Raw genomic sequence first — 26,644 nt, forward strand, 5'->3', positions numbered from 1 at the left:
ATTGGAATATATTAAAACAAATGTGCGTTATGACTAAGTTTATATTAGCGAAGATGTTTATGCTTATATAGAAATAATTATGGGGCAAAGGGAGAATTAGAATGGATAAAGTTGGATGTAAAGTGATTGTTTCTGGGATTGTACAGGGGGTTGGTTTTCGTTATTTTACTAGCATGGAAGCCCGCCTTTATAATCTAATGGGGCATGCAAAAAATTTACCCAATGGTGACGTTGAAGTGTTGATATATGGTCCTCCTGAAAAAATAGATAAAATGTTGGAATGGCTTAAAACTGGTCCTAAAACAGCGCGAGTGAGTGGTACTGTGGTGAGTGATGTACCTTATCAAAAAACGACCAATTTTCTTTCCTGCTAAAAATGTGGCGTTAAATTTTTCGATGGCTAATGTTTGTGTTGAAGGTGATGTTGTGTCGTTCAAAGCAAACAATTGCCGCTATCAAAGATTTAAAACATTGAACCACTATAAAAATATTAATTTATACATCTAAGTAAGCTGCTTTCCTGCGTCAAGTTCAATACAACCAATGTAATTCTAGCCAATAAGGTGAGTCATCAATCAATTTAGTATGATTGAGATTATGTGATCCTTCTTAGAAAAGGTGACGTATTAAATTCTGCAATACAATATTTTGTAAAGTAAATGAAAAGTTGCACCAAGCAAAACTAAGATGTAACAACTTAAGTTCACTAAGCACTTTAAACAGTAACTTTATTATCACTATCACTTTAAAAGGAAAGCATTATGTTTAAGAAATTATTAACGACTTGCGTACTATTAATGAGTAGTTTAACTTTCATTCCGATGGCTCATGCAAATCATCATGCTATGGACAAAGATATAGTTGATGTGGCGGTTGAAAATGGCTCGTTCAATACTTTAGTTGCTGCCGTCAAAGCAGCAGGATTGGTCGATACTTTAAAGAGTGATGGTCCATTCACCGTATTTGCGCCTACTGATGAAGCATTTGCAAAATTACCGGAAGGTACTGTCGAAATGTTATTGTTGCCAGAGAACAAAGAAAAATTAGTGTCAGTTTTAACTTATCATGTGGTACCTGGAAAAGTTTCAGCCGCAGATGTAATGAAAATCGATTCATCTAAATCAGTGCAAGGACAAAATGTAATGGTTAAAGTAGTTGATGATAAGGTCATGATTAATGATGCACAGGTTGTGATTGCAGATGTTGAAGCGAGTAATGGTGTCATCCACGTTATCGATAAAGTAATTATGCCCAAATAGTGTGCCAAAATAGTACGACAGATATGATGACAATGTAGTCATGAGTAAATAGGCATAACTGTTACCATTCAAGATGTAAAATAGATCTTGGATGGTAATTTCATAGTCATCCTTTTTTAATGATTCAACTGTACACATTCCCTAGTTACTTTTTAGCTAGAACAATTCCCCAGATAAAATAATAAGATAGAAATTACCTGGTAATACTTATTAAAGAAATGATTATAAGGTAAAAGCTACCGAATATACTATATAACTACAACTCCACTGCAATACCTCTACAGTTCCAATCTTTCTTCTGTAATACGCATTATATACGTTGATATTCATTCTCAAACAGTTGTTTAGAGCACAAAAAATCCTCATGAAATTTTTAAATTTTAAACAATATGGGTAACTATTTTTAGTAAGCAGGGTGTATATTAGATGATATTTCATACAAATAAGTAGCCAAAATGAAAAGATTGATCCTTGTCACTTCACCACCAGCGAGTGGCAAAACATATATATCTAAACAGTTAGCAAAAGCGTTAAAACATGTGGTGTATTTAGACAAAGATACATTAATCGTGTTGTCACATCAGATTTTTAAAGTCGCAAATGCAGAAGTTAATCGAAGCTCGGAATTTTTTGAACAGCATATTCGTAATTTTGAATATGACGCTATATTAGCCTTGGCGATGGAGGCGTTAGAGTATGACGATATTGTGTTAATTAATGCGCCATTTACGCGAGAAATAAGAGATACCACTTTTGTAGATAATTTAAAAAATAAACTTGCTGAAAAAAATGCGCGCTTGACTGTGGTTTGGGTGATCACCGATGTTGATGTCGTAAAGAACCGTATGATTGAAAGGAACTCACCAAGAGATACTTGGAAATTACAAAACTGGGATGAATATATTAAAGATGTAGATTTCTCAATCCCAATGAGCATCGATAATCCTGATGTTATCGATGACTTATTATTATTTCGAAATTCAAATGAGCAGCAGTACCAAGCTTCTTTACAGGAAATATTATCTGTTTTAGAAGCAACATCATAACTAAGTAAACCTTATGTACTGCATAAGGTTTACCTTTTCTTATCTATTTTACCGTTGATAATGTTGACACTTGCGCACTGTTAAGTGTTTTTCTTTGTTTGTAATTCGCAAATAAAGGAGATAATAAAGAGGTCAGAATAATGGCCGCCATCAGAGAGTACTGGTGTAAGTTAAAAGACTCTCCCATTAATAGTAAACCCATTAAAATTCCCGCAATCGGGTTACTCACGCCAGCAAAAGTAAATTCAACCACTGTCATACGACTTAATAACCAAACATATAACCCATAAGCTAAAGCTGTATTCAACAATATTAACCATGATAAACCTAGGATATTCAGGCTGTTGATATTGCTAATCGCATTAATATACTGCGCCGGATAAACCGTTGCTTGAAGCGCTGCTAATATGGCAAGTAAACTACCACCTAGAATGAGCTGCCAAGATAATACTGTCCACCAATGGAGCCGATTACTTAAAGACTGGGTTAAATTGCTTCCAATCACAATACACCCAATAGCGGTTAACATGGCGACTAAGCCGACGCTATTTAACTGTAGTTTTTGCGGGTCAAATAGCTGCCAAGCTAATATTACCAATAATGCGCCTGACATGAGTTGTAATTTAGCGGGTTTCTTTTTATTAACAAGCCAATGAAAACACATGGCAAACACTGGTACATAAACCATACCCATTGCCGATATAGCAGACGGTAAGGTCTGTGCCATGATAAAGAGTAGCCCAAAAAATAATGCAATATTAATCGCGCCTAAACGTAACAAAACCACCCAGTCTTTACCCTTAGGTAAACTAGGTTTAATAAGCAATAAAAGTAAGCCTGCCGGTAAAGCACGTATTGCACCCAGTAATAAAGGAGGCCAACCTTCAAGGCTGTATTGTGTCACAGCGTAGGTTGTACCCCAAAAAAAGGCGGCAGCCATGGCTAATAATATATTCATTTTTATATCTCTTTTTCTTTTAAGCTAACTGTAATAAGTAGCCGTTTAAATATTTTTTTCGTAAAGTATCTTTATATAAAGGGAAAAGGATTTTGCACTTGTTTTTACTTCTTGTAAAGTATCTTTGCATTAAGGTATATTTAAATCGAAAATTAGTTATTAAAGCACAAACAAATCCACCCTAATTAAATGATGCTACTGCGTCTAAAAAGAGTAATAAAGAGGCTTATCTTGGATAAATTAGACCTTGTGGTTGAACAATGGAAAAATGAAAAACCACATTTAGATACCACGTCAATGTCCTTAATTGGGCGTTTATTACGTATCAGTAAGCATATTGAAACACGCATCACGCAATGCCATAAAAGCTTCGCATTAACCTTAGGTGAGTTTGATGTATTAGCTGCATTAAGGCGCTCTGCAAATAACTCTTGTTTAACTCCCTCTGAGTTAAGTAGTGCGTTGCTATTAACATCGGGCGCGATGACAAATCGCTTAGATAAACTTGCAGAAAAAGGGTTGATCAATCGTTGTCATAGCGAGGAGGATAGACGCAGCGTGACTGTCGCCCTTACTGATAACGGTAGGGTGTTGATTGATCAAGCCATTGAAGTTCATGTGACGGTATTGGATGAACTAACGTCGACATTAAGTGTTGAAGACAAACACTTGCTTAATGGTGGTTTAAATAAATGGCTGACCCATTTTGAGACGCAATTGTAGATGGCGAAAACATGCAGATAATTGGTATTAAGTTAAGACATCACTATTTTAACTAAGAGGTCTGTAGATAACGATTCAAGTTGAAGTGATTGCTGATCAGCAACTAGGTTGAGTGATTATTATGAGCATTACAATTGGTGGAGCAATGTTAATAGTAGTAAAACAATGCCAACATTACGATCACAGGTTGGCATTGTTAAGTCTTGTTTTTTTATGGTTTAGCTGGTTAGTCCATATCAGGCTCAAACAAGTTTCGTTTCATATAAAACTTGACCCATAACGCACCAATAATACTTAAGACAACTAATATTCCACCAGTGATGCTGTACACAAGTTGTGTCATTTCAGGGCTTGGCGAGTTGTTTAAAGCAACATATAACATGGCGATTAAACCTAATATTTGTGGCACTGGAAAGAAAGGTGTGCGGTATGGTCGAGGGTGATTTGGCATGCGTTTACGTAATACCATGACATTGATATGCGCTACGCTATAAGCTAATAAAAAACTGGTTGTTGCAGCAATAATTAACACTATTAAAGAATCAATACCTAATGATAAGAAAGGGATTGTCGTTAATACAGCAATCATCAGAATACCTACCCAAGGTGCGTTGTGCTTATTGGTTGCTTTAAGTTGAGGGAAAGCTTGTTTCTGCTCTGCCATGCCTTGTAACATTCTTGGCACTGCCGCTAATATCGTATTCATCGTACTGCAAGTTGCAGCTAAGGCCATAATAGTCGCAATGACTAAACCACTTTTGCCAAATACCGCATTGGCATAATCTAAAAATGGAAGTGGTGAACTCACTAAACTTTCAACATTTAAAAATAAACTTGCACCATATATAAATGCTAAGAAAATACAAAAAATCATAAATAATGACAGATGCATTGCTCGTGGAATGTTTTTATGAGGATTCTTAACTTCATTGATCATTGGGCAGATATATTCAACGCCAACCATTGTCCATAATGCCAAGCCAACTAAACCGATAAAGCTACCATCCATTATACCTGCAAAACCCCAATCAACAGGGGTACCAACTAACTCAGGATGAGGTTGACTCGCACCAGTAATAGCCACAAACCCAGTCAGTACTAATGCACTCACTAATACAAATGCTAAGAAGTTCTGCGCTTTAGCAAAAACATCTGTCCCAATTAGGTTAGTGATAGTGAAAATAACTAAAATAATCATTGGTACTACTTTTTCAGGTAATGCTCCAGGTAGTAACTCTCCTAACATAGCATCAACTAAAAACATCTCAACGGGTAAGGCTAAGACCGCTACAACAACATAGCCAGCAAACACAGCCACGATAGCAGGAAAGTGACCAATAGCTTTTTGTGTATAGGTCGCTAAAGTCCCAGCCTGAGGAAACATCAGCGATAATTCAGAGAAACTCATCGCATTAAATTGCGCTAAAATAAGTGCAACAACCATGGCGGCAACAAACCCCATTCCACCAATGCCTAAGCCTTGAAGTGCGGAGATCATAGCGCCTTGAACAATAACTAAGCCTATACATATGGCCATCATTGTTGGCAACCCTAATTTCTTCATCTTATTAGTGGCCGGTTTCGCAGCCATATTAACGTTATCTGAATCTGTTATAGCTATCATGTTTCTGTTCCTCTTTTGAGTAAAACGTTTTTATGATGTTAAAGTCGGTCGAAGCGATAAGGGCTTGGATCAACAAGTGGAGGGGTATTACAAACAATATCTGCCGCTAACTGACCAGCTGCGGGCCCAGTACCAAAACCATGGCCTGAGAACCCTGTTGCAATAGTTAAACCTGGAATAGCTTTGATACGGTCAATAACTGGATTTGAATCGGGTGTGACATCGATAATGCCAGCCCACTCTTCTTCTATTTCTGCTTTATTAAAAATTGGCCAGGCAGCACTTAAATTAGAGAGCGCTTCTTGATTGATAGCTGATGAAGGCTCAGGATCATTGGTACGTGCTTCTTCAAAAGGAGAGCGTCTATCGCTTTTCCAACGACGGCCTAATGAAAGATCTTTAAAGAATTCTCGACCTAAAGCTGGACGTAAGAAGCGATGTTGAGTACGAAGTTGTTCGAAATAACGCCAACCAATTAAGAGATGATCCAACGTCAGTGGCGCATCTAGTGCGGAACGTTGTGTGATAATAAAACCGCCATCTTGATGCTTTCTGAAAGAGAAATCAGGTCCACCTACCGCAATATCAGTTGGCCCTTCCATCGGTTTAGTACGAAGAACAGAACATTTAAGTGGCAGTGTCGGTAATGAAACACCCAAGTTACTTAAAAAACGTCTCGACCAAGCACCACCAGCCAGTAATACTTGGCCACAACGTATCTCTCCTCGTTCAGTCACCACGCCACACACCTTTCCACCGGATGTTGACAGAGTACGTACAGCGCAATTTTGTAACATGATTGCGCCTTTATCTATGGCTGCTTTAGCAATATTCGTTGCTGCAATAGCCGGTTCAGCTCGACCATCGGAAGGGGTATAAATTCCGCCTTTCCAATCGCCTTTACCGCCGGGTGCCGTTTGATCAATTTCTTGAGTGCTCATCATTTTTGAATCTAAATCAAGCCCTCGCACTGATTTCAACCATCCTTCATGCATGGCGACTTGTTCTTCTGTTTTGGCTAAAAAGATAATACCAGCCTGTTTGTAACCAACGCTTTGGCCAATACGGTCTGGCATTTCAGCCCATAGGCGATCGGCAGCCATTGCGAGTGGAACATCTTCAGCATGCCGACTTGTTTTGCGGATCCAACCTAAATTACGTGAAGACTGCTCTCCAGCAATATGACCTTTTTCTAGTAGCACAACTTTAATATTACGTTCAGCTAATGTCAGTGCAGCTGTTACGCCTATAATGCCACCACCAATAATGACAACCGTTGTTTCTTCAGGAAGTTGGTCAGTTGTATTGACTGCATCAAGTGTTTTTGTCATGAGTTTGTTCCTTGCTCGTTGTAAGCATTTCTATTTTAAATAGTGATTTCTTGAATATCTGCTGTTGCTGCTCCGCGATAAGCAGTCACTTCTAATTCCATTTTGTAGACGGTTGAACCTAATGGAGGACAAGTGACTGTCGTAGCAGGATTAATGCCTTTAAATTTTTCACCTATTAATTGCATAACAGCATGAACGTCTTCAGGATCTTGAATAAATACACGAGAAAAAACCACATCAGCTAAACTTGAATCAACTGCAGCTAACGCAGCTTCAATATTGCTAAAGACTTGTTCTGTTTGTTCTAAAACATCTTCAGGTATCACTTTGGTTTCAGGATTTCGTCCTGCTGTATTTGAAACGTAAATCCAGTTATCAACAGCAACTAAACGAGAATAACTGCCTATCTCTTCAAATTTTGAACCTGTTTTTACTTTTACTATTTGAGTTTTTGTCATGTGAATTTTCCGTATTAAAGTTTTTTATTAAAGTTCTGTATTAAAATGTCGTATTAAAGCAAAGTCTGCGTGAATGACCTTGATCGGTATTCACGCCTTTATAATCGCTATTGATAGCGACTAGCTAAGCTCAGGCGTTTCCCAAAGATTGAGTTTTACGCCAATATCCTGTTTTACTGCGTTATGATAGATTTTGGTTGCCCAAGCGACATCTTCAGTAGGTAAACCTCCTACCGATAACACAATAATTTCTTGATCATTTTTACGACCAGGAGTAGTGCCAGTAACGATAGAGCCTAGATCTTCAAGTTGATCTTTGGTCATTAAACCTTCGTCTATCATGTCCATGAAACGACATCCAATAATTGGAATGTACATGTGGGCAGGTTTTGGTACTTCTTCATGCCAAGCTTCATAAAGACCAATGTTATCCATCACTTTTCGAACATCATTATCTTCTAAGTCTTGATCTAATCGGCAGTAAGCAGGCATAGAAATGAAAGCACCTGGTTTGACCCACTCTCGTTTTATTTCTGGATATGAAGAGATATCGCCGGTCTCTCCTGAATTACAGTAAGTCACGATATCCGCATCTCGCACAACGTCTTCAAGGGTATCGACAACTTGTACATTGGTAATTTGAGGGAAGCTCTCTTTAACCCAACTAAGAAAACTATCGAGACTTTTTTGACCTCGACCTTTAATTTTAAGCGTATCAATTTGTGGGCATACAGCCATGAAGGCAGCAATTGATGTTTTACCCATAACGCCAGGGCCTAACAGACCAACCACTTTTGAGTCTTTACGCGCTAAATGACGAGCACCCACCCCAGGGACAGCGCCAGTGCGATAGGCAGAAAGTAAGTTTGCAGACATGTGTGCTAACGGAGCACCCGTGTCAGTATCGTTAAGTGTGAACATTAAGATTGAACGTGGCAGTCCTTTTTCACGGTTAGCAATGTTAGAGCCGTACCATTTCACACCACAGGTTTGGAAATCACCACCAAGGTAGGCCGGCATTGCCATTAAACGACGGTCTGGAGTGTGACGAGGCATCGTCGCTATTTCTGGATTTTCAGGAAAAGTTACCATCGCGCCATGAGAATCGTTATTGGCGCCTGCCATACGATAATCACCTTTGTAAAGTAATGCGAACATCTCTTCCATCGCATCAACACAACCTGGCATATCTTTAACGCCCGCTTTGATCATGTCTGGTTCTGAAAGATATATAAAATCGATTTGAGTATTGTCTGACATAACATCACCTTAATTTTTTGAAATAGGATTACTTACAACATTTTATTTTTATGTCTGCTTCATTACTTTAATAACATCCAATGACATGTTTCTGTTATTGGATTAGCACTGTTCAGCAGCAAGTGATATTTATCCTAGACCTCTAAAATTTTTCCGTATTGAACTTTTACGACACAGTTTTTTATGGTGTGAATAATTATGTTTATGGAGTGAATAATTACAGAGATATTAATAAGCATTAAATTTATTGGCATTAGGTTTGCAAACAGGAAGGTATCTCTTAGGCATTTTTTATAAATGGAATTTATACATGTCAACCAATTCGCTTGTTAGTCACCTCGCTCGAATTCGCTCTAAGCAACCTTGGTTAGTGATGAATGCGGCGGAGAAATTTTCGGTATCTGGGTCAAATCATCAATCCATTTCTCATTTTTATAGTTTTCAGCCGAAAGCATCTGTAGAGCAGACTTTTGCTATTCCAGATGGTTGTGTCGATATACTCTTTGATTGTGATGCCAGTAACCCTAATGCAGCGGTTTTTGGTACACCGATGGAAGCACTTACCATTGAATTAAATAAGAATCACCGATACTTTGGCGCTCGATTCGTATCTGGCGTGATGCCCGATTTTATAGATTTATCTGCCGCCGAATTAATAGGGCGTAATTACGATCTTTTAGATGTTGTTCCTCAAGCAAATCAACTACTTGATGGAATAGTTAATAGTACCGATTTCTCTCAACAAGTCGCTGTTTTTGGACGATTTATTGAAACACAAAATGAACGCAAACCGTCAATGTTAACTGCGCAAGTCTTACGCAATATTTATGATAGTGAGGGAACGGTTCGTATTAATGAATTAGAAGAAAAAACGGGATACAGTGCACGTACTTTACAGCGACAATTTGGGGCTGATATGGGCATGTCTCCCAAAGCTTTTTGCCGTATTATTCGTTGTCAGTCTGCTGTTTATGGGCTTAATCATCGTGAAGAAGTCACTTTTTCTGACTTAGCTTGTGATTTAGGGTTTAGCGACCAATCACATTTTTTGAGAGAGTTTAAAAAGCTGGTTCATACCACGCCATTAGATTATTTAACTCGAGTGAAACATCAAAATTACTTAGAAAGCATCCAATATTTATGAGCAATAAGGGTGCATAGAGAGCATTTTTTGCACTATGGTTGTGCTCTGTATCAGCTTCATCTTTGTATCCCTTTCAATATTTACAAGATAATATACCTATTAAAAATTAACTATACTCATCGAAAAATTTTAGCTGATTTAACTTAGGTGAAGAAATCGCATCGAAGTAGCTAAATTGAGGGATAAAAACCGCTCTCTAGGAGCGGTTTGTGTTGTAATGCGATGCTTTTATTGGGCTACCTTCCATAAGCCAGATTAGCTTAAATTACCCGATAATAGCGTTAGCACTTGCTTCTTTTTGATTTAACCTGCAATCAAATCTTTATAAGCAATCGTTTTACCTTGTGGTTTTTCATTAGGTAATTTCGCTTTAGGTGATCCAGGTTGGTCTAACCAGTAAGACGCATCTTTTTCTGGATTTAGTACCGGTCCACATTCCCCCTGTGCTTTACTTCGCTCTAGACGTGCCATTACTTTATCTTGCGCTTTAGCTAAACCATCCATTGCTTCTTGTGCTGTTTTTTCACCGCTTGCAGCTTCTGCAACATATTGCCACCATAACTGTGCAAGTTTAGGATAATCCGGCACGTTAGTGCCCGTTGGTGTCCATTGTAAACGTGCTTGGCTACGATAGAACTCAACTAAACCACCCAGTTTAGGTGCTGCATCTGTCATTGCTTGTGAATTAATATCTGATTCACGAATTGGTGTTAACCCAACTAATGTTTTCTTCAGTGACACTGTTTTAGAGGTCACAAATTGTGCATATAACCAAGCTGCTTTTCTTCTATCAACAGGTGTTGAATTTAAGAATGTCCATGCACCGGCATCTTGATAGCCTAGTTTCATGCCTTCTTCCCAGTACGGACCACGTGGAGAAGGGGCCATACGCCATTTAGGTGTACCATCTTCATTTACCACTGGTAAACCGGGCTTCACCATGTCAGCCGTAAAGGCGGTATACCAGAATATTTGTTGTGCAATACTACCCTGTGCAGGTACTGGACCTGATTCACCAAAGGTCATACCAGCAGCTTCAGGTGGCGCGTATTTTTTCAACCATTCTACGTATTTTGTGGTTGCATAAACGGCTGCAGGACCATTGGTTGCACCACCACGAGAGACGCTTGAGCCTACTGGGTTACACCCCTCTACACGAATACCCCATTCATCCACGGGAATACCGTTTGGTAGACCTTTATCACCAGCACCTGCCATAGATAACCATGAATCAGTGAAACGCCAGCCTAACGAAGGATCTTTTTTACCGTAATCCATGTGCCCATAAATACGTTTTCCGTCAATCTCTTTGACTTTTTCAGAGAAAAACTCAGCAATATCTTCATAGGCAGACCAGTTTAATGGCACTCCTAATTCGTAACCATATTCACTTTTAAAGCGTTTTTTAAGATCAGGACGTTCGAACCAATCGGCACGGAACCAATACAGGTTAGCAAACTGTTGAGTAGGCAGTTGATAAATTTTTCCATCGGGTCCAGATGTAAAACTTAAACCAATGAAATCTTCTATATCTAAAGTTGGAGAGGTAACAGCCTTGCCTTCTCCCTTCATAAAGTCACTAATAGGTACTACTTTACCATAGCGGAAGTGTGTTCCTATTAAGTCAGAATCGTTCACATAAGCATCATAGATATTACGCCCTGATTGCATTTGGGTTTGTAGTTTTTCAACTACATCGCCTTCTTGAATTAAATCATGGTTTACTTTGATACCAGTAATTTCATAAAACGCTTTAGCTAGCTTTTTAGATTCATATTCATGAGTGGTTAGCGTTTCAGAAGCAACATTAATTTCCATGCCACGGAAAGGTTTGGCCGCTTCAGTAAACCAGCTCATCTCTTCCATTTGTTGTTTGTTAGTTAATGTTGATGGTGTAAATTCTGAGCCGATCCAATCACTTGCTGAGTCACTGTATTGATCTGCTAATGCTAAGCTACTGCATCCTGCTATCATGATAGCAACGCTTAAGCGGCCAAGTTTAAATACTGATTTCTTTTTATCAAACATTCTCTGAGTCCTTTTATTAATTAAAGTGCTGATAGTAATCGCCTTAATTAAGTGATCTATTTTACTGCTTTAAATTACGATCAATTCTTTAATACTATTACTATTGTCATCTATTTAATGAAGGCACCTAACGGTGCATAAAACATCCTTTTTGTAAGACCTAAGATACTCTGTTTACCATATCACCCCCATTTCATTACAATGAGCAACCAAATAATGGCTACTGTAAAGGGCAGCCAGATAGTCACTTCCGTAAATCCGATAAACCCTAAATGAATAAATGCGGCACTTAATAAACTGATAAACAGCCTATCGCCACGTGTCGTCTCCATTGGAAAAAATCCTTTCCTTGCGATACAAGGGCTTACAATTTCCCAATAAGTCATTCCTATTAAAATACAAGCAATCCCTATAAAGAATAATGCTGAAGGTGTTGTCCATGCCATCCAACTCATACTGTTCTCCTATACTCGGCCAAGAGCAAAGCCCTTCGCCACATGATTTCTAACAAACCAAATTACTAATACACCCGGTAAAATTGTGAGCACACCGGCGGCGGCTAATACGCCCCAGTCGATACCAGATGCGCTGACGGTTCTGGTCATAACTGCTGCAATCGGTTTTGCACTAACAGAGGTTAATGTTCTCGCTAGTAATAACTCAACCCAACTAAACATGAAGCAGAAGAAAGCCGTTACTCCGATTCCTGAGCTAATTAACGGGATAAAAATTTTGGTAAAAAACTTAGGAAAACTGTAACCATCAATATAAGCAGTTTCATCAATTTCACGTGGTACACCGGACATGAACCCTTCTAAAATCCAGACCGCTAACGGCACGTTAAATAAACAGTGCGCCAGTGCAACACCAATATGGGTATCAAATAATCCCACCGATGAATAAAGTTGAAAGAAAGGTAATAAAAATACGGCTGGTGGTGACATTCGATTGGTCAATAACCAAAAGAACAGATGCTTATCTCCGATAAAACGAAAACGTGAAAAAGCATAAGCTGCTGGTAGAGCAACTAATAGAGTGATCACCATATTCAGCGATACGTAATAAATAGAGTTGATGTACCCCATATACCAGCTAGCATCGGTAAAAATAGTCATGTAATTAGCGAATGTGAATTCATTTGGCCAAAAGGTTAATGTACCTAATATCTCTTGGTTGCTTTTAAATGACATCATCAATAACCAATACAGGGGCAATAGCAAAAACAGAATGTACACGCTAAGGCCAATTGTTTTTTTCTTATTCATAAATCCGTCCTTATGCTGATTATTTGTTGTCACTATGTGTCATGGCGGTGTAGAACAACCAACTCACTAACAAGATGATCAAGAAGTAAATGATCGAGAATGCGCCCGCTGGACCGATATCAAATTGTCCTACTGCCATTTTAGTTAACGCTTGGCTTAGGAACGTCGTAGAGTTACCAGGGCCGCCGCCGGTTAATACAAAGGGTTCGGTATAAATCATAAAGCTGTCCATAAAGCGCAATAACACGCCTATCAGTAATACACTCTTAAGCTTAGGGAGTTGTATGTATCTAAACACTGCCCATGCGGATGCTCTATCAATACTCGCAGCTTGGTAATAAGCGTCGGGAATGGCGCGTAATCCTGAAAAAGACAGGAGTGCAACCAAGGATGTCCAATGCCATACATCCATTAATAAGACCGTTAACCAAGCATCAATGGGGTTTGCTGCATAGTTATAATCAATACCTAAGGAGTTTAAAGCCCAGCCAAATAAGCCAATATCTGCACGTCCAAATATTTGCCAAATCGTGCCCACTACGTTTAATGGAACCAGTAGAGGCAAAGCCAGTATTAATAAACTAATCACGGACCACTTACCTGATTTGGGCATCATTAATGCCACGCCAATACCAAGCGGGATTTCAATTAACAGTACTGACCCGGAAAAAATAAACTGCCTGACTAAGGAATCTTGCAGCCGTGAGTTATTGAGAATTTCTCGATACCATTCAGTGCCTACAAAGTAGCGAGTACTGACATCAAAAATATCCTGCAGTGAATAGTTCACAACTGTCATTAAAGGCACGATGGCACTAAAGGCAACCAATATAAAAACAGGTAATACTAGGAACCATGCCTTATTCGAATGGGGTTTATTCATGGTTATTCTCCTTTTCAACAAGAAACTCGTCGATGTATAACATTAACCATTGTTCAGGAAAGCTAATAAAAGTACTTTTATGAGGGACTTTTTGGTCCTCCTGTAAGCGCGCTTTAATTGATACACCTGCGAGTGTTAACGTGACAATTTTATAAGTCCCTAGGTCTTCAACAAACTCAACACTTGCTTCATGCGCTTGCGAGTTCGGTTTGTCCCAAACGTGCACAAATTCAGGTCTAATACCTAATTTAAGGTTATTGGAGGTGCTGTGTTGTAGTGCTTTTTTCTCTGCATCACTGAGTGGAAAAGCGATGTTGCCAAAGCAAACGCCTTCTTTACAGCGTTTGACTTCAAGGAAGTTCATTCCGGGACTACCGATAAAGTAACCCACAAAAGTATGGTTAGGCTGTTCAAATAATTCACGTGGAGTACCAAATTGAACTACCTGACCGCCATACATGAGGGCTATTTTATCGGCAAATGTTGAGGCTTCTAATTGATCATGGGTGACATAAACCATGGTGGTTTTAAATTTTTCATGGATCTGTTTTAATTTGCGACGTAATTTCCATTTTAATTGCGGGTCAATCACGGTTAATGGTTCATCGAACAAGATCGCAGAAACATCGTCTCTTACCAAGCCACGGCCCATTGATACTTTTTGCTTTTCATCAGCAGTGAGGTTCGCAGCTTTTTTGCTCAAAACATCGGTAAGTTCTAAAATTTCTGCTATTTCAGTCACTTTGGAATTTATTTTGGCTGCACCCGTGCCCATATTACGTAGTGGGAAAGCTAAATTATCAAATACACTCATGGTGTCATAGACCACTGGAAACTGGAAAACCTGTGCAATATTGCGATCTTGAGGGGGAATTTCGTTAACGCGAACCCCATCAAACAATACTTCACCTTCAGAAGGTTTTAACAAACCTGAAATGATATTAAGTAAGGTTGATTTACCGCAACCAGAGGGGCCTAATAGTGCAAATGCACCACCATCATGCCAAATATGATCCATCTGTCTAATTGCATATTCAGGTGGGTTTGCACTAGTGTCATAGCTATGTGCTAGTGATTTTAAATGAATCTCAGCCATGGAAGTGATCCTCTATTCTGCGACTAGATGCTTGGATTAAATCTCCATCCTTTTCAAATACATTTAGTTTGTGGGTAGGAACATAGATTTTAATTTTTTCATCTACGTGGTAGCTATGAACGCCGGATAGGTGCAATACCATTTGAAAGTGTGCGTTTCGAACGTGTAAGAATGTTTCTGAACCACTGATTTCGGCCACTTCAACCTGCACTGAAATTTCTAAATCATCATCATTTTTAGGCAAGAGGCTTAAATGACTAGGTCGTATTCCAAATTGGTATTCGCCTGCAGACAGCGTATTTAACTCTGAAGTTAATGGGAAATGCACCATATTATCAAAGGTCACTTCATTTTCAGTAATATGCCCTTTGATCATATTAATAGGCGGCTCATTGAATAAGGTGGCGGCAATGACATTGCAAGGTGAGTGATAGGTTTCTGCTGTCGGGCCTGTTTGAATTATTTGACCTTCATGCAAAATAGTGGTGGTACCGCCTAAAGCTAATGCTTCGTTGGGCTCAGTGGTCGCATACACGGCAATAGTATTTCGTTGAGCAAATAATTCACGCATTTCAATACGTAACTCTTCGCGCAACTTATAATCTAAATTCACTAGGGGTTCATCAAACAAGATAAGCTCCGCGTCTTTTATTAAAGCACGCGCCATGGCCGTTCTTTGCTGTTGCCCTCCTGAAAGTTCAAGAGGTAAGCGTGATAAAAAAGGCGTAATGCGTAACATTTCAGCTATTTCCATCACTTTCTCTTTAATACTTTTCTCTGACTCTTTTGCTAAGCGCAGGGGGGAAGCAATATTGTCGTACACACTCATATTCGGGTAATTAATGAATTGTTGGTAAACCATAGAAATATTACGTTTTTGTACCGATACACCCGTCATATCAATACCGTGCATAAGGACGCGACCAGATGTCGGTTTTTCTAATCCCGCCATCAAACGCATTAAGCTTGTTTTTCCAGATAGGGTCCGCCCTAGTAATACATTAAAGGATCCAGGCTCAAAGGTTAGGTTTGCCTGATTAATGTAATACTGGCCATCTACTATCTGTGTCACATTTTCCAACGTCAGGGACATAGCGCGATAATCTCCATTTAGTTATAAAGAAATAAAACAAGGGGTTGTTCAATTTCACTATTTATTAACATCAATGGGGTATAGCGAAATCCATGCCAAAGTTTAAAATTAACGTAATAGTATGATTTTAAATGGTTTCTTTGTCTTTTCAGGTTTTTTAAAAAGTGTTCAAATTTTCATGGAATGAGCGGTTTGTTAATAATGTGAACAGATTGTTAACACTATTAAGTGATCTGGGTCGTTTAATATCTAAATCGCCCTTAATGACGCATGGTTATTATTTTGAGGAAAGATCAATATATTATGAAACTGGAACTTTTTTTCATTAAGTTATTGTTTTTAAATGATAATTTTGTTGTTGGCGTAGAGTGATGAGTATTTAGGATAAATAGAGAAGGGCTCCTGAATAATGTCTGCCATCGCAAAATGCAGCTTTACCCTCCTGTTTGTTATATTTATGTGATCGAAAATCTGTCTTTGTAAAAATTTGTAATCATACTGTGCTTCCTGAAAATTTTGGTACCTACATTTTTTATTTTCTATACAGGTATGCCATTCATATAATGTAAAAGGTAATGCTATGACACGAGCTGCAGCTGAATTTATTGAACATGAAGCACTAATTGCAAACTCGTGGCAACGTTGTCGTGAGTCTGGGTTGTCACATAATTCACACCCAGATGTTGAGCATTTAGACAGAGGCGAATTATCGTCATCGCTTGAGCAGCATCATCTATTACTTGAAACTACACACTATGAAGTGCTGCCGTTTTATGAAAATTTATTGGCTAACAGTAATAGTCAGGTCATGCTTGCAGATGGCCATGGCAGCATTATTAAAAGTTGGGGTGAACAACGTTTTAAACCCCAACATAAAGCGTTGTTTACGCCGGGGGCAAATTGGCAGGAGTTGTCTTTAGGCACTAATGCTATTGGTACCGCTTTAGAAACAGGTAGCATTGTGCAGATTAATCATGACGAGCACTTTTTAATTGCGAATCGTTTTATGACGGGGTCTGCCGCTCCTATTTATGGTGTAGACAGAGAAATGTTAGGTGTCATCGATATTTCAAGTGATACCTATTTACCTGAATGGCATACCTTAGGCATGGTTAAAATTATGTCGCAAGCGATAGAAAACCAGCTGATCATCTCTCACTTCAAAAATAATCATTATATTTTACGTATTAATACTAGTGCTGAGAATATAGATAGTCAGTGGTCTGCACTCATTGTATTTGACGAAACTGGGCTGATCATTTCTGCTAATCGTCGTGCTGAATTAGTACTTTGTAGTGATTTGAAATTGGTTAATATTACGGACATTTTTGAAATAAATATTAGTCAGTTATTAAATCAACCGGAAGATTTTCAAGTGCCGTTGATGACTAAAAAGCAGTGTCGAATGCATGGTGTTTTACATAAGCCCCAGCAAGTTGCACCACGAGTTTTAGACTTTAGAAGTCTAGCGCCAGACCATCATAAGTTGCATGTTTCTGAGCAACATAAATTTAAACTGGATGAACTTAATTTAGGTGATCCAACCCTAGCAAAGGCTATTTTACAAAGTAAAAAAATTGTAGATAAAGATATTCCTATTTTGATCCGTGGAGAGACTGGAGTAGGGAAAGAAGTGTTTGTGAAGGCTTTACATTATTCAAGCTTGCGTCATAAACATAATATGATCACGGTAAATTGCGCTTCTATTCCACAGGACTTAGTCGAGTCGGAATTATTTGGTTATGAAAAAGGCGCTTTTACAGGGTCGAATAATAAAGGCTATATCGGTCTAATACGTAAAGCTGATAAAGGTACGTTATTCTTAGATGAGATTGGTGACATGCCACTTAATGTCCAAGCGAGATTATTAAGGGTATTACAAGAAAGGCGGGTCAACCCACTAGGCAGTACTGAATCATATCCCGTTGACTTCAAACTAGTTTCAGCAACTAATTGTAATTTAAAAGAGGCGGTAAAAGCCGGCACTTTTAGACAAGATTTATATTACCGAGTCAGCGGGTTAAATATTGAATTACCCGCTCTACGAGATCGCACTGACCGTCGAGCTCTGATTCAATTTCTACTTAATTATTATGCTGAAAATAAAAAACAGGCCTTGATCACTGAACGCACTATGCAGCGCTTTTGTCAGCATCCTTGGCCGGGTAACATCAGACAGTTGGTGAGTGTGATTCAGATTGCTCAAGCAATGTCAGAGGATGAAGCCATTGATTTACAATACTTACCCGATGACTTTTTTGCCGATATGGAAGATCAACTTAATGACAATGTCAGCGCATTAATGGTTGATAATACGGCGGTAAGTAGCGAGCCAGATGAATCGATTAAACTTGAAGGTGATGATAGAGATATTGTTAATTTATATCAGTCTTTAAGTTGTAATATTTCTAAAACAGCTTTGGAGTTAGGGGTTAGTCGTAACACCGTGTACAAACGTTTACGCGATTGTGGCCATAAATGAACTTTATTTATGTTCGTATGGATAGCCAGATCGATTTTTAAGTAGGCTTGTTATATACCTACTCCGCTAAAAAGCAGATCAGTCTAGTTGCTTCAAATACATCATTTCTGCACTAGAAATTTTGGAAAAAAGAACAGCAATTTTTCGCAATTTTTGTCTTGAATTCATCCATTTTTTTGGTCGATATTTGTTCACATGCTTAATGGAATAAGTATTACCTTAAGAAATTGATGCTCAAGTAAGATTGTTTTTGTACTGACGAAGCTGGCAGCAATTACTTAAAAAATAATTAACTATGGAGTCTATTATTTATTGCTAAGTAACAGTGTAACTACTATACATGCAGCATGTATGACTGCATTAACTTTTAAACAAAGGAAACTTATGATGAAGCAAATATTAATACTTACTTTTACGACTTTCTTATTAGCCGCTTGTTCAAATGTGCCTAACCTTGATGATTATGCTCATGATCCCGATGCCATGTGGGAGCAAGGTAAAAAACAATCCAATAAGGGAGAAAAATTAATTATTAAAGGGGAAAAACTGCTGGAACAATCTCGCCAAGAGTTTCGAGAAGGTGAGGAATTGATTCAATTGAGCAGCGATGCGATCCTTAAAGCCAGACAAGATTATCAACTAGAAGCAACGCGTATTGGTGATTCTACTAGTCCTAAAGAAATTGAGTTTGAAGCAGATAGATTAATCTTTATTGGTGAGAAATGGGAAGATGCCATTGATGATGTAAAAAAAGGTAACGCGATGGTAGAAAAATCTAAACAGCGACAAACTGAAGCACAAGCGTATATTAAAGAAGGGCGCGAAGCGGTTGAATTAGGAAGTAATTTTATTCGAAACAGCCAACGTTTAAGATTAAGTATTCCACTTTTAGATAGTCCAAGTAAATCCGACTAAGGGCAAAAATCACTGAGTCCGCTTAGTTTAGACGTTTCAAGTAGCTTAGCATCAAGCTCCTCGATGCTTATCAATAGCGCAAGGAGCTTTAATGCAATTCTCATAACGCTACCTAAATTTCCAGCGCTGCTGCAGCCGCAACATAGGGTAGCTGGTGGGCTATTGCTACACTTTCACAGGTTAATTGACCATTAATGACATTTAGCCCTGCTAATAAACCCTGATCATTTTGTAATGCGTCTTTATAGCCTAGGTTGGCTAGTTTAATAATATATGGCAGGGTTGCATTATTGAGTGCAAACGTTGAAGTACGCGCAACTGCACCTGGCATGTTGGCGACACAATAGTGAACCACTTCATCAACAATGAAAGTAGGATCTTGATGAGTTGTTGCATGTGAGGTTTCGAAACATCCACCTTGGTCAATCGCTACATCGACAATAGCTGAGCCTGGTTTCATTTTAGCGATATGCTCTCGTGTTACTAGTTTAGGTGCAGCGGCCCCTGGAATTAATACCGCACCAATAACAAGGTCCGCGGCTAATACTTCGGCCTCCAGTACATCTGTTGTTGAATAGAGAACCTTAACTCTGCTGCCAAATTGAATATCTAAATTACGTAGTGTATTAATATTACGGTCTAAAATAGTCACGTCTGCACCTAAGCCGACTGCCATTTGAGCTGCATTATTACCCACCATACCACCACCAATAATCACTACTTTTGCAGGGGCAACGCCTGGTACGCCGCCTAACAACATACCACTTCCTTGATTTGATTTTTCTAAGGATTGTGCGCCAGCTTGGATCGCCATACGTCCCGCTACTTCTGACATCGGTGCTAAGAGAGGTAAACCACCTTTTGTATCAGTGACTGTTTCATAGGCGATACATACTGCTTTTGAATCAATTAAGTCCTGCGTTTGTGGTAGGTCAGGCGCCAGGTGTAAGTAGGTAAATAGAATTTGTCCTTCACGTAACATTGCACGCTCAATGGCTTGAGGTTCTTTCACCTTAACAATCATATCAGCCTTGGCAAAAATAGTATTCGCTTGATCTTCAATGCTTGCTCCTGCAGCAATGTAATCTTGATCAGTGAAGCCAATCCCGTTTCCGGCATCTTTTTCAACAGTGACAGTATGGTCATTTTGCACTAACTCACGCACACTCGCTGGCACCATACCAACACGATATTCATGATTTTTAATTTCTTTAGGTACACCGATATGCATAATTTTTTCCTTTCAATGTTAATGAAGTTGATTGTTAGGAGACTACAAATAAATATTTGATAGAAATAGTATAAATAATTGAAAAAAGTTATATTCACTACTTATATGAATATAATCCTTTTAAAGTATTCTTAATAAGAGAATAAAACTATTTAATAGCAAAGGTTGGTTGATGTCACTAGATAGAGTTGATCGTAATATATTACGAGAATTACAGAAAAATGGCCGGATCTCTAATGTGGAGCTTTCTCAAAAAGTAGGACTAAGTGCAACGCCTTGTTTGGAAAGGGTGAAAAGATTAGAAAAGCAAGGGGTTATCAAGTCTTATACTGCGTTGTTAGACCCTCAATACTTAGATTCATCGTTACTTGTTTATATCGAGCTGACATTAAAACGATCTAGCCCGGATGTTTTTGAACGCTTTAATAAGGCTGCAACACAACTCGACTCTATTTTAGAATGTCACTTAGTGTCCGGTGATTTTGATTATTTATTAAAAACACGTGTCGCGGATATGTCAGCATATCGTAAAGTCCTTACAGAAACCTTACTATTATTACCCGATATAAAAAATTCAAAAACTTATGTGGTGATGGAAGAAGTGAAATATTTAACGTCAATTAATGTCCCTAATTAATTAACGTTACTTTCTAAATGCTTTCACTTATTTAGAGACGCAATAAAATATTGTTTTAGCTAGTTATAAAGTTCATCTACGTCGCCATTTAAGATACTTTTATTGATTCGCTGAAGACTACTTTGTGCCGTCTCTAATACTTGCTGCATGTTTTCATAACAACGACGTTCATTTTTTCCATAAGCGAGGAAGTTTAATGTCACTTGATAACCCATGCCTCCGCTATCTAGACCGTCCCCTAATGATAAATAGCAAGTCGGTGATGTTGATAAGCATATTGCGCCGGCTTTAAACCCTGGTTTTATACTTGAAACTTGAATCAATAGATTATTAACTAACCATTGAATACTTTTTTGCTGACAATTTTCTGGCAAGTCGCGAAATAAAACCATCAAGCGGCCGCTGCATTTTTTTGCAAAGGGATATTGTTGATCGGGGTTATTCTCAACTTCAGTAAATGTGCAATCATTACTTTCCAGTAAGGATTTTGTACTATTTATCCACTCAATTAACGAATAAAACGTTCCTGTAAATGCCCACTTCTTAAAAGGAATAAGATCTTCTAATGTAGTTCGAATCAAATCAGGCCTTTTTTTAAAATCGATATAAATAAACTGTTTATTTTCTACCATATGAGTCCACGGATGGGACCTTAAAGTGCTGTTGTCGATTTGCTCGGATACAAATGCATCCATATCTATTCCTTTTAAAGTTACTTGTTATGGTTGTACTTGATATTAACAGTTATCTTTATGGAGCTATATAACAGATTAAACACGAAACACGTCATGCTTTAAAAAAGTGGTAAGTCTGCTTAAGAAAAGGAAACTATATTTATTAAATCTAGCTCACAGCGTTTGCAAAATTTAGAAACTGTTACTATTTATATTTTAACGATGACATTGCTAGTTTTTAATTTGATGACTACACTGTGCAGCAATTTATCTGGCATAAAAAGTCTTTGTATTATCAAATAATAATGATGAATAAAGGTTAATGGTCACTAATTATTAGTAGTCATTGTCTGATATAATTAATACAAAATTATCTAAAGGCTTAGTATAAAGTCTGTAATTATTAAAAAGTTGGTGAGTTGTACTATGACAAATAATCGAAAAACATTATTAGCGGCGTTAACCATTAATAATGGCACTATTATGGATTGTAACGAGGCTTTTACTGAGCTATTTGGTTTCACTACTCAACAACTAAAGCATATGCCTATAGAAAATAAACTAGTGCTTTCAGAAAATAGTGAATTTACTAATTTACAAACATTATGTATTGCGGCGATGGCAACGGAAGAGGGGCTCTTTACTACCGCTGGGATGTTTAATCATTTACATTATGTTGTCGCTGTTAAATTACACTGTGTCGCTCAAGGTAATAATACTTTCACATTACATTTTTGCATCGCAAAAAATAAATCAATTGATCCAATCTCTGAGTTACCTAACGGGTGGGCGTTAACTTCCAGAATCAATTATTTAACCAATAACAAGTCCCTTACATTGAAAGAGTTGGTGTTGATTATTATTGAAGTCGATAATTTTTCGACGATTAATTACCGTTATGATTATTTGGTAGGTGACCAATATTTAGTGATGTTAGGTAAGCGGTTACAGCAATCAGCCAAAGACTTTGGTTTTGTTATTCGCTATTCAAATGCAAAATTTGCTATTTTAATAGAAGATCATAACAACTTATCCTCACAGCAATTAATGAATAAAATAGAGTTGATTTGTAAGCACCTTTGCTCAGATTTAATTAAACCTATCGCTATTTCAGCTGACATTGAAATAAATAAATCTTTTAGTATAGGAGTCAGTTCACCGGGGTTTGAATATAATTGCTACCATTCTATGCAGATAGCTGCAGAAACTGAAAAACAAAAAGCCAGAAGATACAGTGTTAATAAATATTATATTGCGCCCCCTGTGCCAACCGATGAATTATTAAATAAAAAGCTAATTACCGATGCATTACCCTTGGCAATAGCCCAAGATAAAATACAGCTACATTACCAACCTCAATATGATATCAAAACTAATAAACTGATTGGTTTTGAAGCGCTATCTCGTTGGTATGACGAATCATTAGGGTACATTGCTCCTGATATTTTTGTTGCTATAACCGAAGACATTGGGTTGCACTTCGAATTTGATCTCTGGGTTTTTGAGAAAGCTTGTAGGCAATTAGTTAAATGGAAAATAGGCGCTATTGTAGTGCCACGTATTGCGATTAATGTGTCCTTTAAAACAATGGAAATGAGTACATTTATTGAACGTATAAAAGTTATTCTCGATCAAACTGGTTGTCCAACGCATTTGCTTGAATTAGAAATAACCGAAACGAGTTCTATCACTAATGCCAGCATGCTTTCGGCTAATATGTTACAGATTAAAGAGTTAGGGATGTACATTTCCATTGATGACTTTGGGACAGGTTATTCATCATTAAGCTTGATTCGAAATTTTTATTTATCGATTGATAAATTGAAACTAGACCGTAGTTTGATCGATAAAGTTTGCCATACACAATTGGATAAAAACTTTGTAAAACATATCATCAAACTCGGAAAAATATTAAAAGTAGCAGTACTAGCAGTACTAGCAGAAGGAGTAGAAACCCAGCAACAATTGGACCTGTTGATAGAATTAGGTTGTGATTATGCACAGGGGTATTACTTTTCAAAACCTGTACCCCTTGAAGAAGTTCCTGCATTAATTCATGCCAGTGAATGCGTTTAAGTGCCTTGTAGTGCACTTTTATTAACATTTACTGATTATTTTTGATTCAAAAAACCACTGATATATTCAATTTGTTGCCATCAAGATCACGAGCATAGGCGCCATAATAATCTGGATGATAATCTCGTGGTCCGGGTAACCCTTCATCGCTACCACCACATTTTAATACAGCCGCATGGAAAGCCCTTACTGACTCAGGATCTGGAGCAGAAAACATGACTTGTGTGCCATTACCAAATGTCGCCTGTTGTTTATTAAACGGTAAGATTAAGAAGAATGTCACTTTGCCATCTTTGCCCGCATAACCTCTTTCTTGCTCATCAGATACGATACAAGTCATTCCAATTGTGGCTAATACTTGATCATAAAAAGCACCGGAAGTTACTAAGTCATTGGTACCAATACATACACCAGAAAGCATATTTTTTCCTTAAAGTCATAATGAAAATTATTTGAAAGTAACTTATTTAAAAGTAACCATTGCCTACCTATACCCGTTATCAATCGAGATGCTTTATTCAGTCGTTAGCTTGGACAGCAAGGCAAGGCGTAACATGATGACAATGGCTAGTCCTTATCGAATGTTGCAACGCCGAATTGCTTTTCGAGCTAACGACCCACAGGGCAAGTTGTGAGGCAAGCATCTTCGTTGTTAGAAAGTATTGATTGAACTAGTTAGATCTTCAACTTCCTGCCTAGAAGCTACTCACCTCACAACTTGCTGAACTTTGCATATTGAATGGTAACGGGTATATATTGCAGCTATAAGTATTTTGTCACTTTATTAAGATAACAAAGTGTAATGTGATTTTAAATCGATTGTTAAGGAATTTTTGGCAATTTAACTATCAAGCTGTCTATATGTATTTCTGGGTGTGTAAGCATTAATTGCAAAGTTTACTTACAGGTTTAACAGCTTGATGGAATAATAAGCGGTTATAATATAAAAACCTAATATATGTATTTTTTCCTTTTAGATTAACGATTTATGGTATAAATTTTAGCCCTTAATTTTTTAAGATAGTTAAATAAGCAAGCCGCCATGTGGACGCTGTTAGACAAAGTTAGACAGATGTTAGGCAGCTAACGAGTACTTATACGCATACTTAATGAAGGCAAAGACCCTGTAAATATATATTACTGGTTAATCTCGCTTTTTAGACCTTGTAAAAGGTTACGTTTACCGAGCATATGTTGTCTTTCATGTGTTTTACAGTGGCTTATTGCTCTTTGAGATAAAGCGACACCGGTTTTATTACAGCCTCAAGCAAACACATATTAAATAGCAAAATATCAGTTGTCCTTAAGTGAATGAAACTTTATTGCCTCTTTAATGCCTTATCGAGTCAATTTACTAATATCTTATAGTGCAGTATCCATATTCAAAAAATACAATTATATGTCATTCATAAAAACGAGCCAAAGGATTGTTCATGATATCAAATCACCTTAATAAACTTAGAGGTCTACATGCTGCGTTAGATAATCTGCAGTCATTTGTTTATATAAAAGATACTGAATCAAAATATATTTACGCTAATAAATACACTCTGGACTTATTTAAATGTGCAGCTGAAGATTTGCATTTAATTCGAGATCAACAATTATTTTCCCCTGAAATAGTAGAAAAGTTAAGAGAAATAGACTTGAAGGTTTTGTCTGGTCAGGAAACTAGAGAAGAAATTACTATCAATGAAGATAGTGCTGATAAGAAAGTTTACCTTGAAGTGAAAACACCTCTCTATTCAGAAACATTACCTAACCTCATTATCGGTATCTTAGGTATTTCGACGGATATTACTTACCAAAAAAAATTGGAAGAGAAAGCACTAACATTAGCGAAAACAGACGCACTAACCAATTTAATCAATAGATTGGAACTTGATTCAGTGCTTGATTTACAAATAGAGCAATCAAAACGTTTTGCACACCCATTGAGTATTATTATGTTTGATATCGACCATTATAAAAAAGTTAATGATAATTTTGGACATCTGGTTGGTGATCAATGCTTAGTTGAAATGGCTTCTATTTTAAAAAATAATGCGCGTGTTATTGATACTGTAGGCAGGTGGGGAGGAGAAGAGTTTTTGATTATCTGTAACGAAACTGATTTAAATGGTGCGTTAAAACTAGCAGAAAAATTAAGAGAGGCAGTTGAAAATAATCAGTTTAAAACGGTCAATCATATAACTGGAAGTTTTGGTGTCGCAAGCTTTAAAGCCGAAGATACAATTGATACGTTAATAAATAGAGCGGATCAGGCATTATATAATGCAAAACAACAAGGCAGAAATAGAGTGGCAAGCTTGTAAATTCATTATATTTTACATACTGAACAATTAGCGACAGAAAAAATGAAACACGTACTAAAGTTAACCATAGACAACCACCTCCGATAAAAGCAATCAGCAATAAAATAAGCAATAGTGTATTACTAGGTTCAAAAATCAGTAATGCT

At 37.6% G+C, this 26,644-nt stretch carries 25 protein-coding genes; 11 read left to right on the forward strand and 14 right to left on the reverse strand.

Annotation, left to right across the window (positions count from 1 at the left end):
* Positions 1-101: 101 nt before the first annotated feature.
* The 3 genes from yccX to MT390_RS07360 all read left to right on the forward strand — a co-directional run bounded on the left by yccX (position 102) and on the right by MT390_RS07360 (position 2,305).
* Positions 102-374 carry an acylphosphatase gene (yccX, locus tag MT390_RS07350; RefSeq protein WP_499440420.1) on the forward strand — a complete coding sequence of 91 codons (273 nt, stop codon included), beginning with the start codon at positions 102-104 and terminating at the stop codon, positions 372-374.
* A 387-nt stretch (positions 375-761) separates the two neighbouring features.
* Positions 762-1,259: a fasciclin domain-containing protein gene (locus MT390_RS07355; RefSeq protein ID WP_499440421.1), complete on the forward strand. Its 498-nt coding sequence runs from the start codon at positions 762-764 to the stop codon at positions 1,257-1,259.
* A 455-nt stretch (positions 1,260-1,714) separates the two neighbouring features.
* A complete protein-coding gene (locus MT390_RS07360; RefSeq protein WP_499440423.1) occupies positions 1,715-2,305 on the forward strand; it encodes a P-loop nucleotide/nucleoside kinase family protein in 591 nt (196 codons plus the stop codon).
* 43 nt (positions 2,306-2,348) lie between these two features.
* Here MT390_RS07360 and MT390_RS07365 read toward each other — a convergent pair whose 3' ends face one another.
* Positions 2,349-3,263, reverse strand: a complete 915-nt coding sequence (locus MT390_RS07365; RefSeq protein ID WP_499440425.1) for a DMT family transporter — start codon at positions 3,261-3,263, stop codon at positions 2,349-2,351.
* 231 nt (positions 3,264-3,494) lie between these two features.
* Here MT390_RS07365 and MT390_RS07370 point away from each other — a divergent pair, with 231 nt between their 5' ends.
* A complete protein-coding gene (locus MT390_RS07370) occupies positions 3,495-3,986 on the forward strand; it encodes a MarR family winged helix-turn-helix transcriptional regulator (RefSeq protein WP_499440427.1) in 492 nt (163 codons plus the stop codon).
* Positions 3,987-4,212: 226 nt separating this feature from the next.
* Here the strand turns inward: MT390_RS07370 and MT390_RS07375 are convergent, their stop codons facing one another.
* From MT390_RS07375 to MT390_RS07390, 4 genes are all read right to left on the reverse strand, one after another.
* The gene (locus MT390_RS07375) at positions 4,213-5,610 is read right to left on the reverse strand and encodes an APC family permease (RefSeq protein WP_499440428.1); all 1,398 of its coding nucleotides are present in this window, start codon (positions 5,608-5,610) and stop codon (positions 4,213-4,215) included.
* A 38-nt stretch (positions 5,611-5,648) separates the two neighbouring features.
* Positions 5,649-6,941: an NAD(P)/FAD-dependent oxidoreductase gene (locus MT390_RS07380; RefSeq protein WP_499440429.1), complete on the reverse strand. Its 1,293-nt coding sequence runs from the start codon at positions 6,939-6,941 to the stop codon at positions 5,649-5,651.
* A 35-nt stretch (positions 6,942-6,976) separates the two neighbouring features.
* The gene (locus MT390_RS07385) at positions 6,977-7,399 is read right to left on the reverse strand and encodes a RidA family protein (protein WP_299659409.1); all 423 of its coding nucleotides are present in this window, start codon (positions 7,397-7,399) and stop codon (positions 6,977-6,979) included.
* Between the two features lie 120 nt (positions 7,400-7,519).
* On the reverse strand, positions 7,520-8,659 hold the full coding sequence (locus MT390_RS07390; RefSeq protein WP_299659412.1) for an ornithine cyclodeaminase family protein: 1,140 nt from the start codon (positions 8,657-8,659) through the stop codon (positions 7,520-7,522).
* A gap of 310 nt (positions 8,660-8,969) precedes the next feature.
* Between MT390_RS07390 and MT390_RS07395 the strand changes: the two genes are divergently transcribed.
* Positions 8,970-9,803, forward strand: a complete 834-nt coding sequence (locus tag MT390_RS07395; protein ID WP_299659415.1) for a helix-turn-helix domain-containing protein — start codon at positions 8,970-8,972, stop codon at positions 9,801-9,803.
* 303 nt (positions 9,804-10,106) lie between these two features.
* On the opposite strand, the gene MT390_RS07400 is transcribed toward MT390_RS07395, so the two are convergent.
* From MT390_RS07400 to MT390_RS07425, 6 genes are all read right to left on the reverse strand, one after another.
* Positions 10,107-11,777, reverse strand: a complete 1,671-nt coding sequence (locus tag MT390_RS07400) for an ABC transporter substrate-binding protein (RefSeq protein WP_499440564.1) — start codon at positions 11,775-11,777, stop codon at positions 10,107-10,109.
* A gap of 236 nt (positions 11,778-12,013) precedes the next feature.
* Positions 12,014-12,286, reverse strand: a complete 273-nt coding sequence (locus MT390_RS07405; protein WP_299659421.1) for a DUF2160 domain-containing protein — start codon at positions 12,284-12,286, stop codon at positions 12,014-12,016.
* 9 nt (positions 12,287-12,295) lie between these two features.
* Positions 12,296-13,096, reverse strand: a complete 801-nt coding sequence (locus tag MT390_RS07410) for a carbohydrate ABC transporter permease (RefSeq protein WP_166370356.1) — start codon at positions 13,094-13,096, stop codon at positions 12,296-12,298.
* Between the two features lie 19 nt (positions 13,097-13,115).
* The gene (locus tag MT390_RS07415; protein WP_166370354.1) at positions 13,116-13,979 is read right to left on the reverse strand and encodes a carbohydrate ABC transporter permease; all 864 of its coding nucleotides are present in this window, start codon (positions 13,977-13,979) and stop codon (positions 13,116-13,118) included.
* On the reverse strand, positions 13,972-15,075 hold the full coding sequence (locus tag MT390_RS07420) for an ABC transporter ATP-binding protein (RefSeq protein WP_499440432.1): 1,104 nt from the start codon (positions 15,073-15,075) through the stop codon (positions 13,972-13,974). The genes MT390_RS07415 and MT390_RS07420 overlap by 8 nt, the downstream gene beginning before the upstream one ends.
* Entirely contained in the window at positions 15,068-16,168 is a 1,101-nt protein-coding gene (locus MT390_RS07425; RefSeq protein WP_499440434.1) for an ABC transporter ATP-binding protein, read from the reverse strand. The genes MT390_RS07420 and MT390_RS07425 overlap by 8 nt, the downstream gene beginning before the upstream one ends.
* Positions 16,169-16,748: 580 nt before the next feature.
* Between MT390_RS07425 and MT390_RS07430 the strand changes: the two genes are divergently transcribed.
* Together MT390_RS07430 and MT390_RS07435 are read left to right on the forward strand one after the other, a co-directional pair.
* Positions 16,749-18,650: a sigma-54-dependent Fis family transcriptional regulator gene (locus tag MT390_RS07430; RefSeq protein ID WP_299659434.1), complete on the forward strand. Its 1,902-nt coding sequence runs from the start codon at positions 16,749-16,751 to the stop codon at positions 18,648-18,650.
* Between the two features lie 384 nt (positions 18,651-19,034).
* Positions 19,035-19,565, forward strand: coding sequence for a hypothetical protein (locus MT390_RS07435; protein WP_299659437.1), 531 nt, complete (start codon positions 19,035-19,037; stop codon positions 19,563-19,565).
* A gap of 112 nt (positions 19,566-19,677) precedes the next feature.
* On the opposite strand, the gene ald is transcribed toward MT390_RS07435, so the two are convergent.
* Positions 19,678-20,796 (reverse strand): alanine dehydrogenase, encoded by a 1,119-nt coding sequence (ald, locus tag MT390_RS07440; protein WP_499440437.1) that lies wholly within the window; start codon positions 20,794-20,796, stop codon positions 19,678-19,680.
* 172 nt (positions 20,797-20,968) lie between these two features.
* Between ald and lrp the strand changes: the two genes are divergently transcribed.
* The gene (gene lrp / locus MT390_RS07445) at positions 20,969-21,433 is read left to right on the forward strand and encodes a leucine-responsive transcriptional regulator Lrp (protein ID WP_166370342.1); all 465 of its coding nucleotides are present in this window, start codon (positions 20,969-20,971) and stop codon (positions 21,431-21,433) included.
* Positions 21,434-21,492: 59 nt separating this feature from the next.
* Here the strand turns inward: lrp and MT390_RS07450 are convergent, their stop codons facing one another.
* Positions 21,493-22,128: a hypothetical protein gene (locus tag MT390_RS07450; protein ID WP_499440438.1), complete on the reverse strand. Its 636-nt coding sequence runs from the start codon at positions 22,126-22,128 to the stop codon at positions 21,493-21,495.
* Between the two features lie 405 nt (positions 22,129-22,533).
* On the opposite strand from MT390_RS07450, the gene MT390_RS07455 reads away from it, so the two are divergent.
* Positions 22,534-24,183, forward strand: a complete 1,650-nt coding sequence (locus MT390_RS07455) for a putative bifunctional diguanylate cyclase/phosphodiesterase (protein WP_499440440.1) — start codon at positions 22,534-22,536, stop codon at positions 24,181-24,183.
* Positions 24,184-24,229: 46 nt separating this feature from the next.
* Here the strand turns inward: MT390_RS07455 and MT390_RS07460 are convergent, their stop codons facing one another.
* Positions 24,230-24,604, reverse strand: coding sequence for a VOC family protein (locus MT390_RS07460; protein ID WP_166370336.1), 375 nt, complete (start codon positions 24,602-24,604; stop codon positions 24,230-24,232).
* A gap of 31 nt (positions 24,605-24,635) precedes the next feature.
* Between MT390_RS07460 and MT390_RS07465 the strand changes: the two genes are divergently transcribed.
* Both MT390_RS07465 and MT390_RS07470 read left to right on the forward strand, forming a co-directional pair.
* Positions 24,636-24,818: a hypothetical protein gene (locus tag MT390_RS07465; protein ID WP_499440441.1), complete on the forward strand. Its 183-nt coding sequence runs from the start codon at positions 24,636-24,638 to the stop codon at positions 24,816-24,818.
* A gap of 798 nt (positions 24,819-25,616) precedes the next feature.
* Positions 25,617-26,498, forward strand: a complete 882-nt coding sequence (locus tag MT390_RS07470; protein ID WP_499440443.1) for a sensor domain-containing diguanylate cyclase — start codon at positions 25,617-25,619, stop codon at positions 26,496-26,498.
* Positions 26,499-26,644: the final 146 nt, after the last annotated feature.

The organism is Vibrio sp. 2-Bac 85, from assembly GCF_037546705.1.
Lineage (GTDB): Bacteria > Pseudomonadota > Gammaproteobacteria > Enterobacterales > Psychromonadaceae > Psychromonas.

What these genes read in the sequence shown, in the direction of transcription:
- MT390_RS07395 (WP_299659415.1), top strand. Translation starts at nt 8,970, where the DNA reads ATGTCAACCAATTCGCTTGTTAGTCACCTCGCTCGAATTCGCTCTAAG.
- MT390_RS07425 (WP_499440434.1), bottom strand. Translation starts at nt 16,168, where the DNA reads ATGTCCCTGACGTTGGAAAATGTGACACAGATAGTAGATGGCCAGTAT.
- yccX (WP_499440420.1), top strand. Translation starts at nt 102, where the DNA reads ATGGATAAAGTTGGATGTAAAGTGATTGTTTCTGGGATTGTACAGGGG.
- lrp (WP_166370342.1), top strand. Translation starts at nt 20,969, where the DNA reads ATGTCACTAGATAGAGTTGATCGTAATATATTACGAGAATTACAGAAA.
- MT390_RS07410 (WP_166370356.1), bottom strand. Translation starts at nt 13,096, where the DNA reads ATGAATAAGAAAAAAACAATTGGCCTTAGCGTGTACATTCTGTTTTTG.
- MT390_RS07400 (WP_499440564.1), bottom strand. Translation starts at nt 11,777, where the DNA reads ATGATAGCAGGATGCAGTAGCTTAGCATTAGCAGATCAATACAGTGAC.
- MT390_RS07380 (WP_499440429.1), bottom strand. Translation starts at nt 6,941, where the DNA reads ATGACAAAAACACTTGATGCAGTCAATACAACTGACCAACTTCCTGAA.
- MT390_RS07390 (WP_299659412.1), bottom strand. Translation starts at nt 8,659, where the DNA reads ATGTCAGACAATACTCAAATCGATTTTATATATCTTTCAGAACCAGAC.
- MT390_RS07420 (WP_499440432.1), bottom strand. Translation starts at nt 15,075, where the DNA reads ATGGCTGAGATTCATTTAAAATCACTAGCACATAGCTATGACACTAGT.
- MT390_RS07360 (WP_499440423.1), top strand. Translation starts at nt 1,715, where the DNA reads ATGAAAAGATTGATCCTTGTCACTTCACCACCAGCGAGTGGCAAAACA.
- MT390_RS07435 (WP_299659437.1), top strand. Translation starts at nt 19,035, where the DNA reads ATGATGAAGCAAATATTAATACTTACTTTTACGACTTTCTTATTAGCC.
- ald (WP_499440437.1), bottom strand. Translation starts at nt 20,796, where the DNA reads ATGCATATCGGTGTACCTAAAGAAATTAAAAATCATGAATATCGTGTT.
- MT390_RS07355 (WP_499440421.1), top strand. Translation starts at nt 762, where the DNA reads ATGTTTAAGAAATTATTAACGACTTGCGTACTATTAATGAGTAGTTTA.
- MT390_RS07455 (WP_499440440.1), top strand. Translation starts at nt 22,534, where the DNA reads ATGACAAATAATCGAAAAACATTATTAGCGGCGTTAACCATTAATAAT.
- MT390_RS07470 (WP_499440443.1), top strand. Translation starts at nt 25,617, where the DNA reads ATGATATCAAATCACCTTAATAAACTTAGAGGTCTACATGCTGCGTTA.
- MT390_RS07375 (WP_499440428.1), bottom strand. Translation starts at nt 5,610, where the DNA reads ATGATAGCTATAACAGATTCAGATAACGTTAATATGGCTGCGAAACCG.
- MT390_RS07385 (WP_299659409.1), bottom strand. Translation starts at nt 7,399, where the DNA reads ATGACAAAAACTCAAATAGTAAAAGTAAAAACAGGTTCAAAATTTGAA.
- MT390_RS07415 (WP_166370354.1), bottom strand. Translation starts at nt 13,979, where the DNA reads ATGAATAAACCCCATTCGAATAAGGCATGGTTCCTAGTATTACCTGTT.
- MT390_RS07405 (WP_299659421.1), bottom strand. Translation starts at nt 12,286, where the DNA reads ATGAGTTGGATGGCATGGACAACACCTTCAGCATTATTCTTTATAGGG.
- MT390_RS07450 (WP_499440438.1), bottom strand. Translation starts at nt 22,128, where the DNA reads ATGGATGCATTTGTATCCGAGCAAATCGACAACAGCACTTTAAGGTCC.
- MT390_RS07365 (WP_499440425.1), bottom strand. Translation starts at nt 3,263, where the DNA reads ATGAATATATTATTAGCCATGGCTGCCGCCTTTTTTTGGGGTACAACC.
- MT390_RS07460 (WP_166370336.1), bottom strand. Translation starts at nt 24,604, where the DNA reads ATGCTTTCTGGTGTATGTATTGGTACCAATGACTTAGTAACTTCCGGT.
- MT390_RS07430 (WP_299659434.1), top strand. Translation starts at nt 16,749, where the DNA reads ATGACACGAGCTGCAGCTGAATTTATTGAACATGAAGCACTAATTGCA.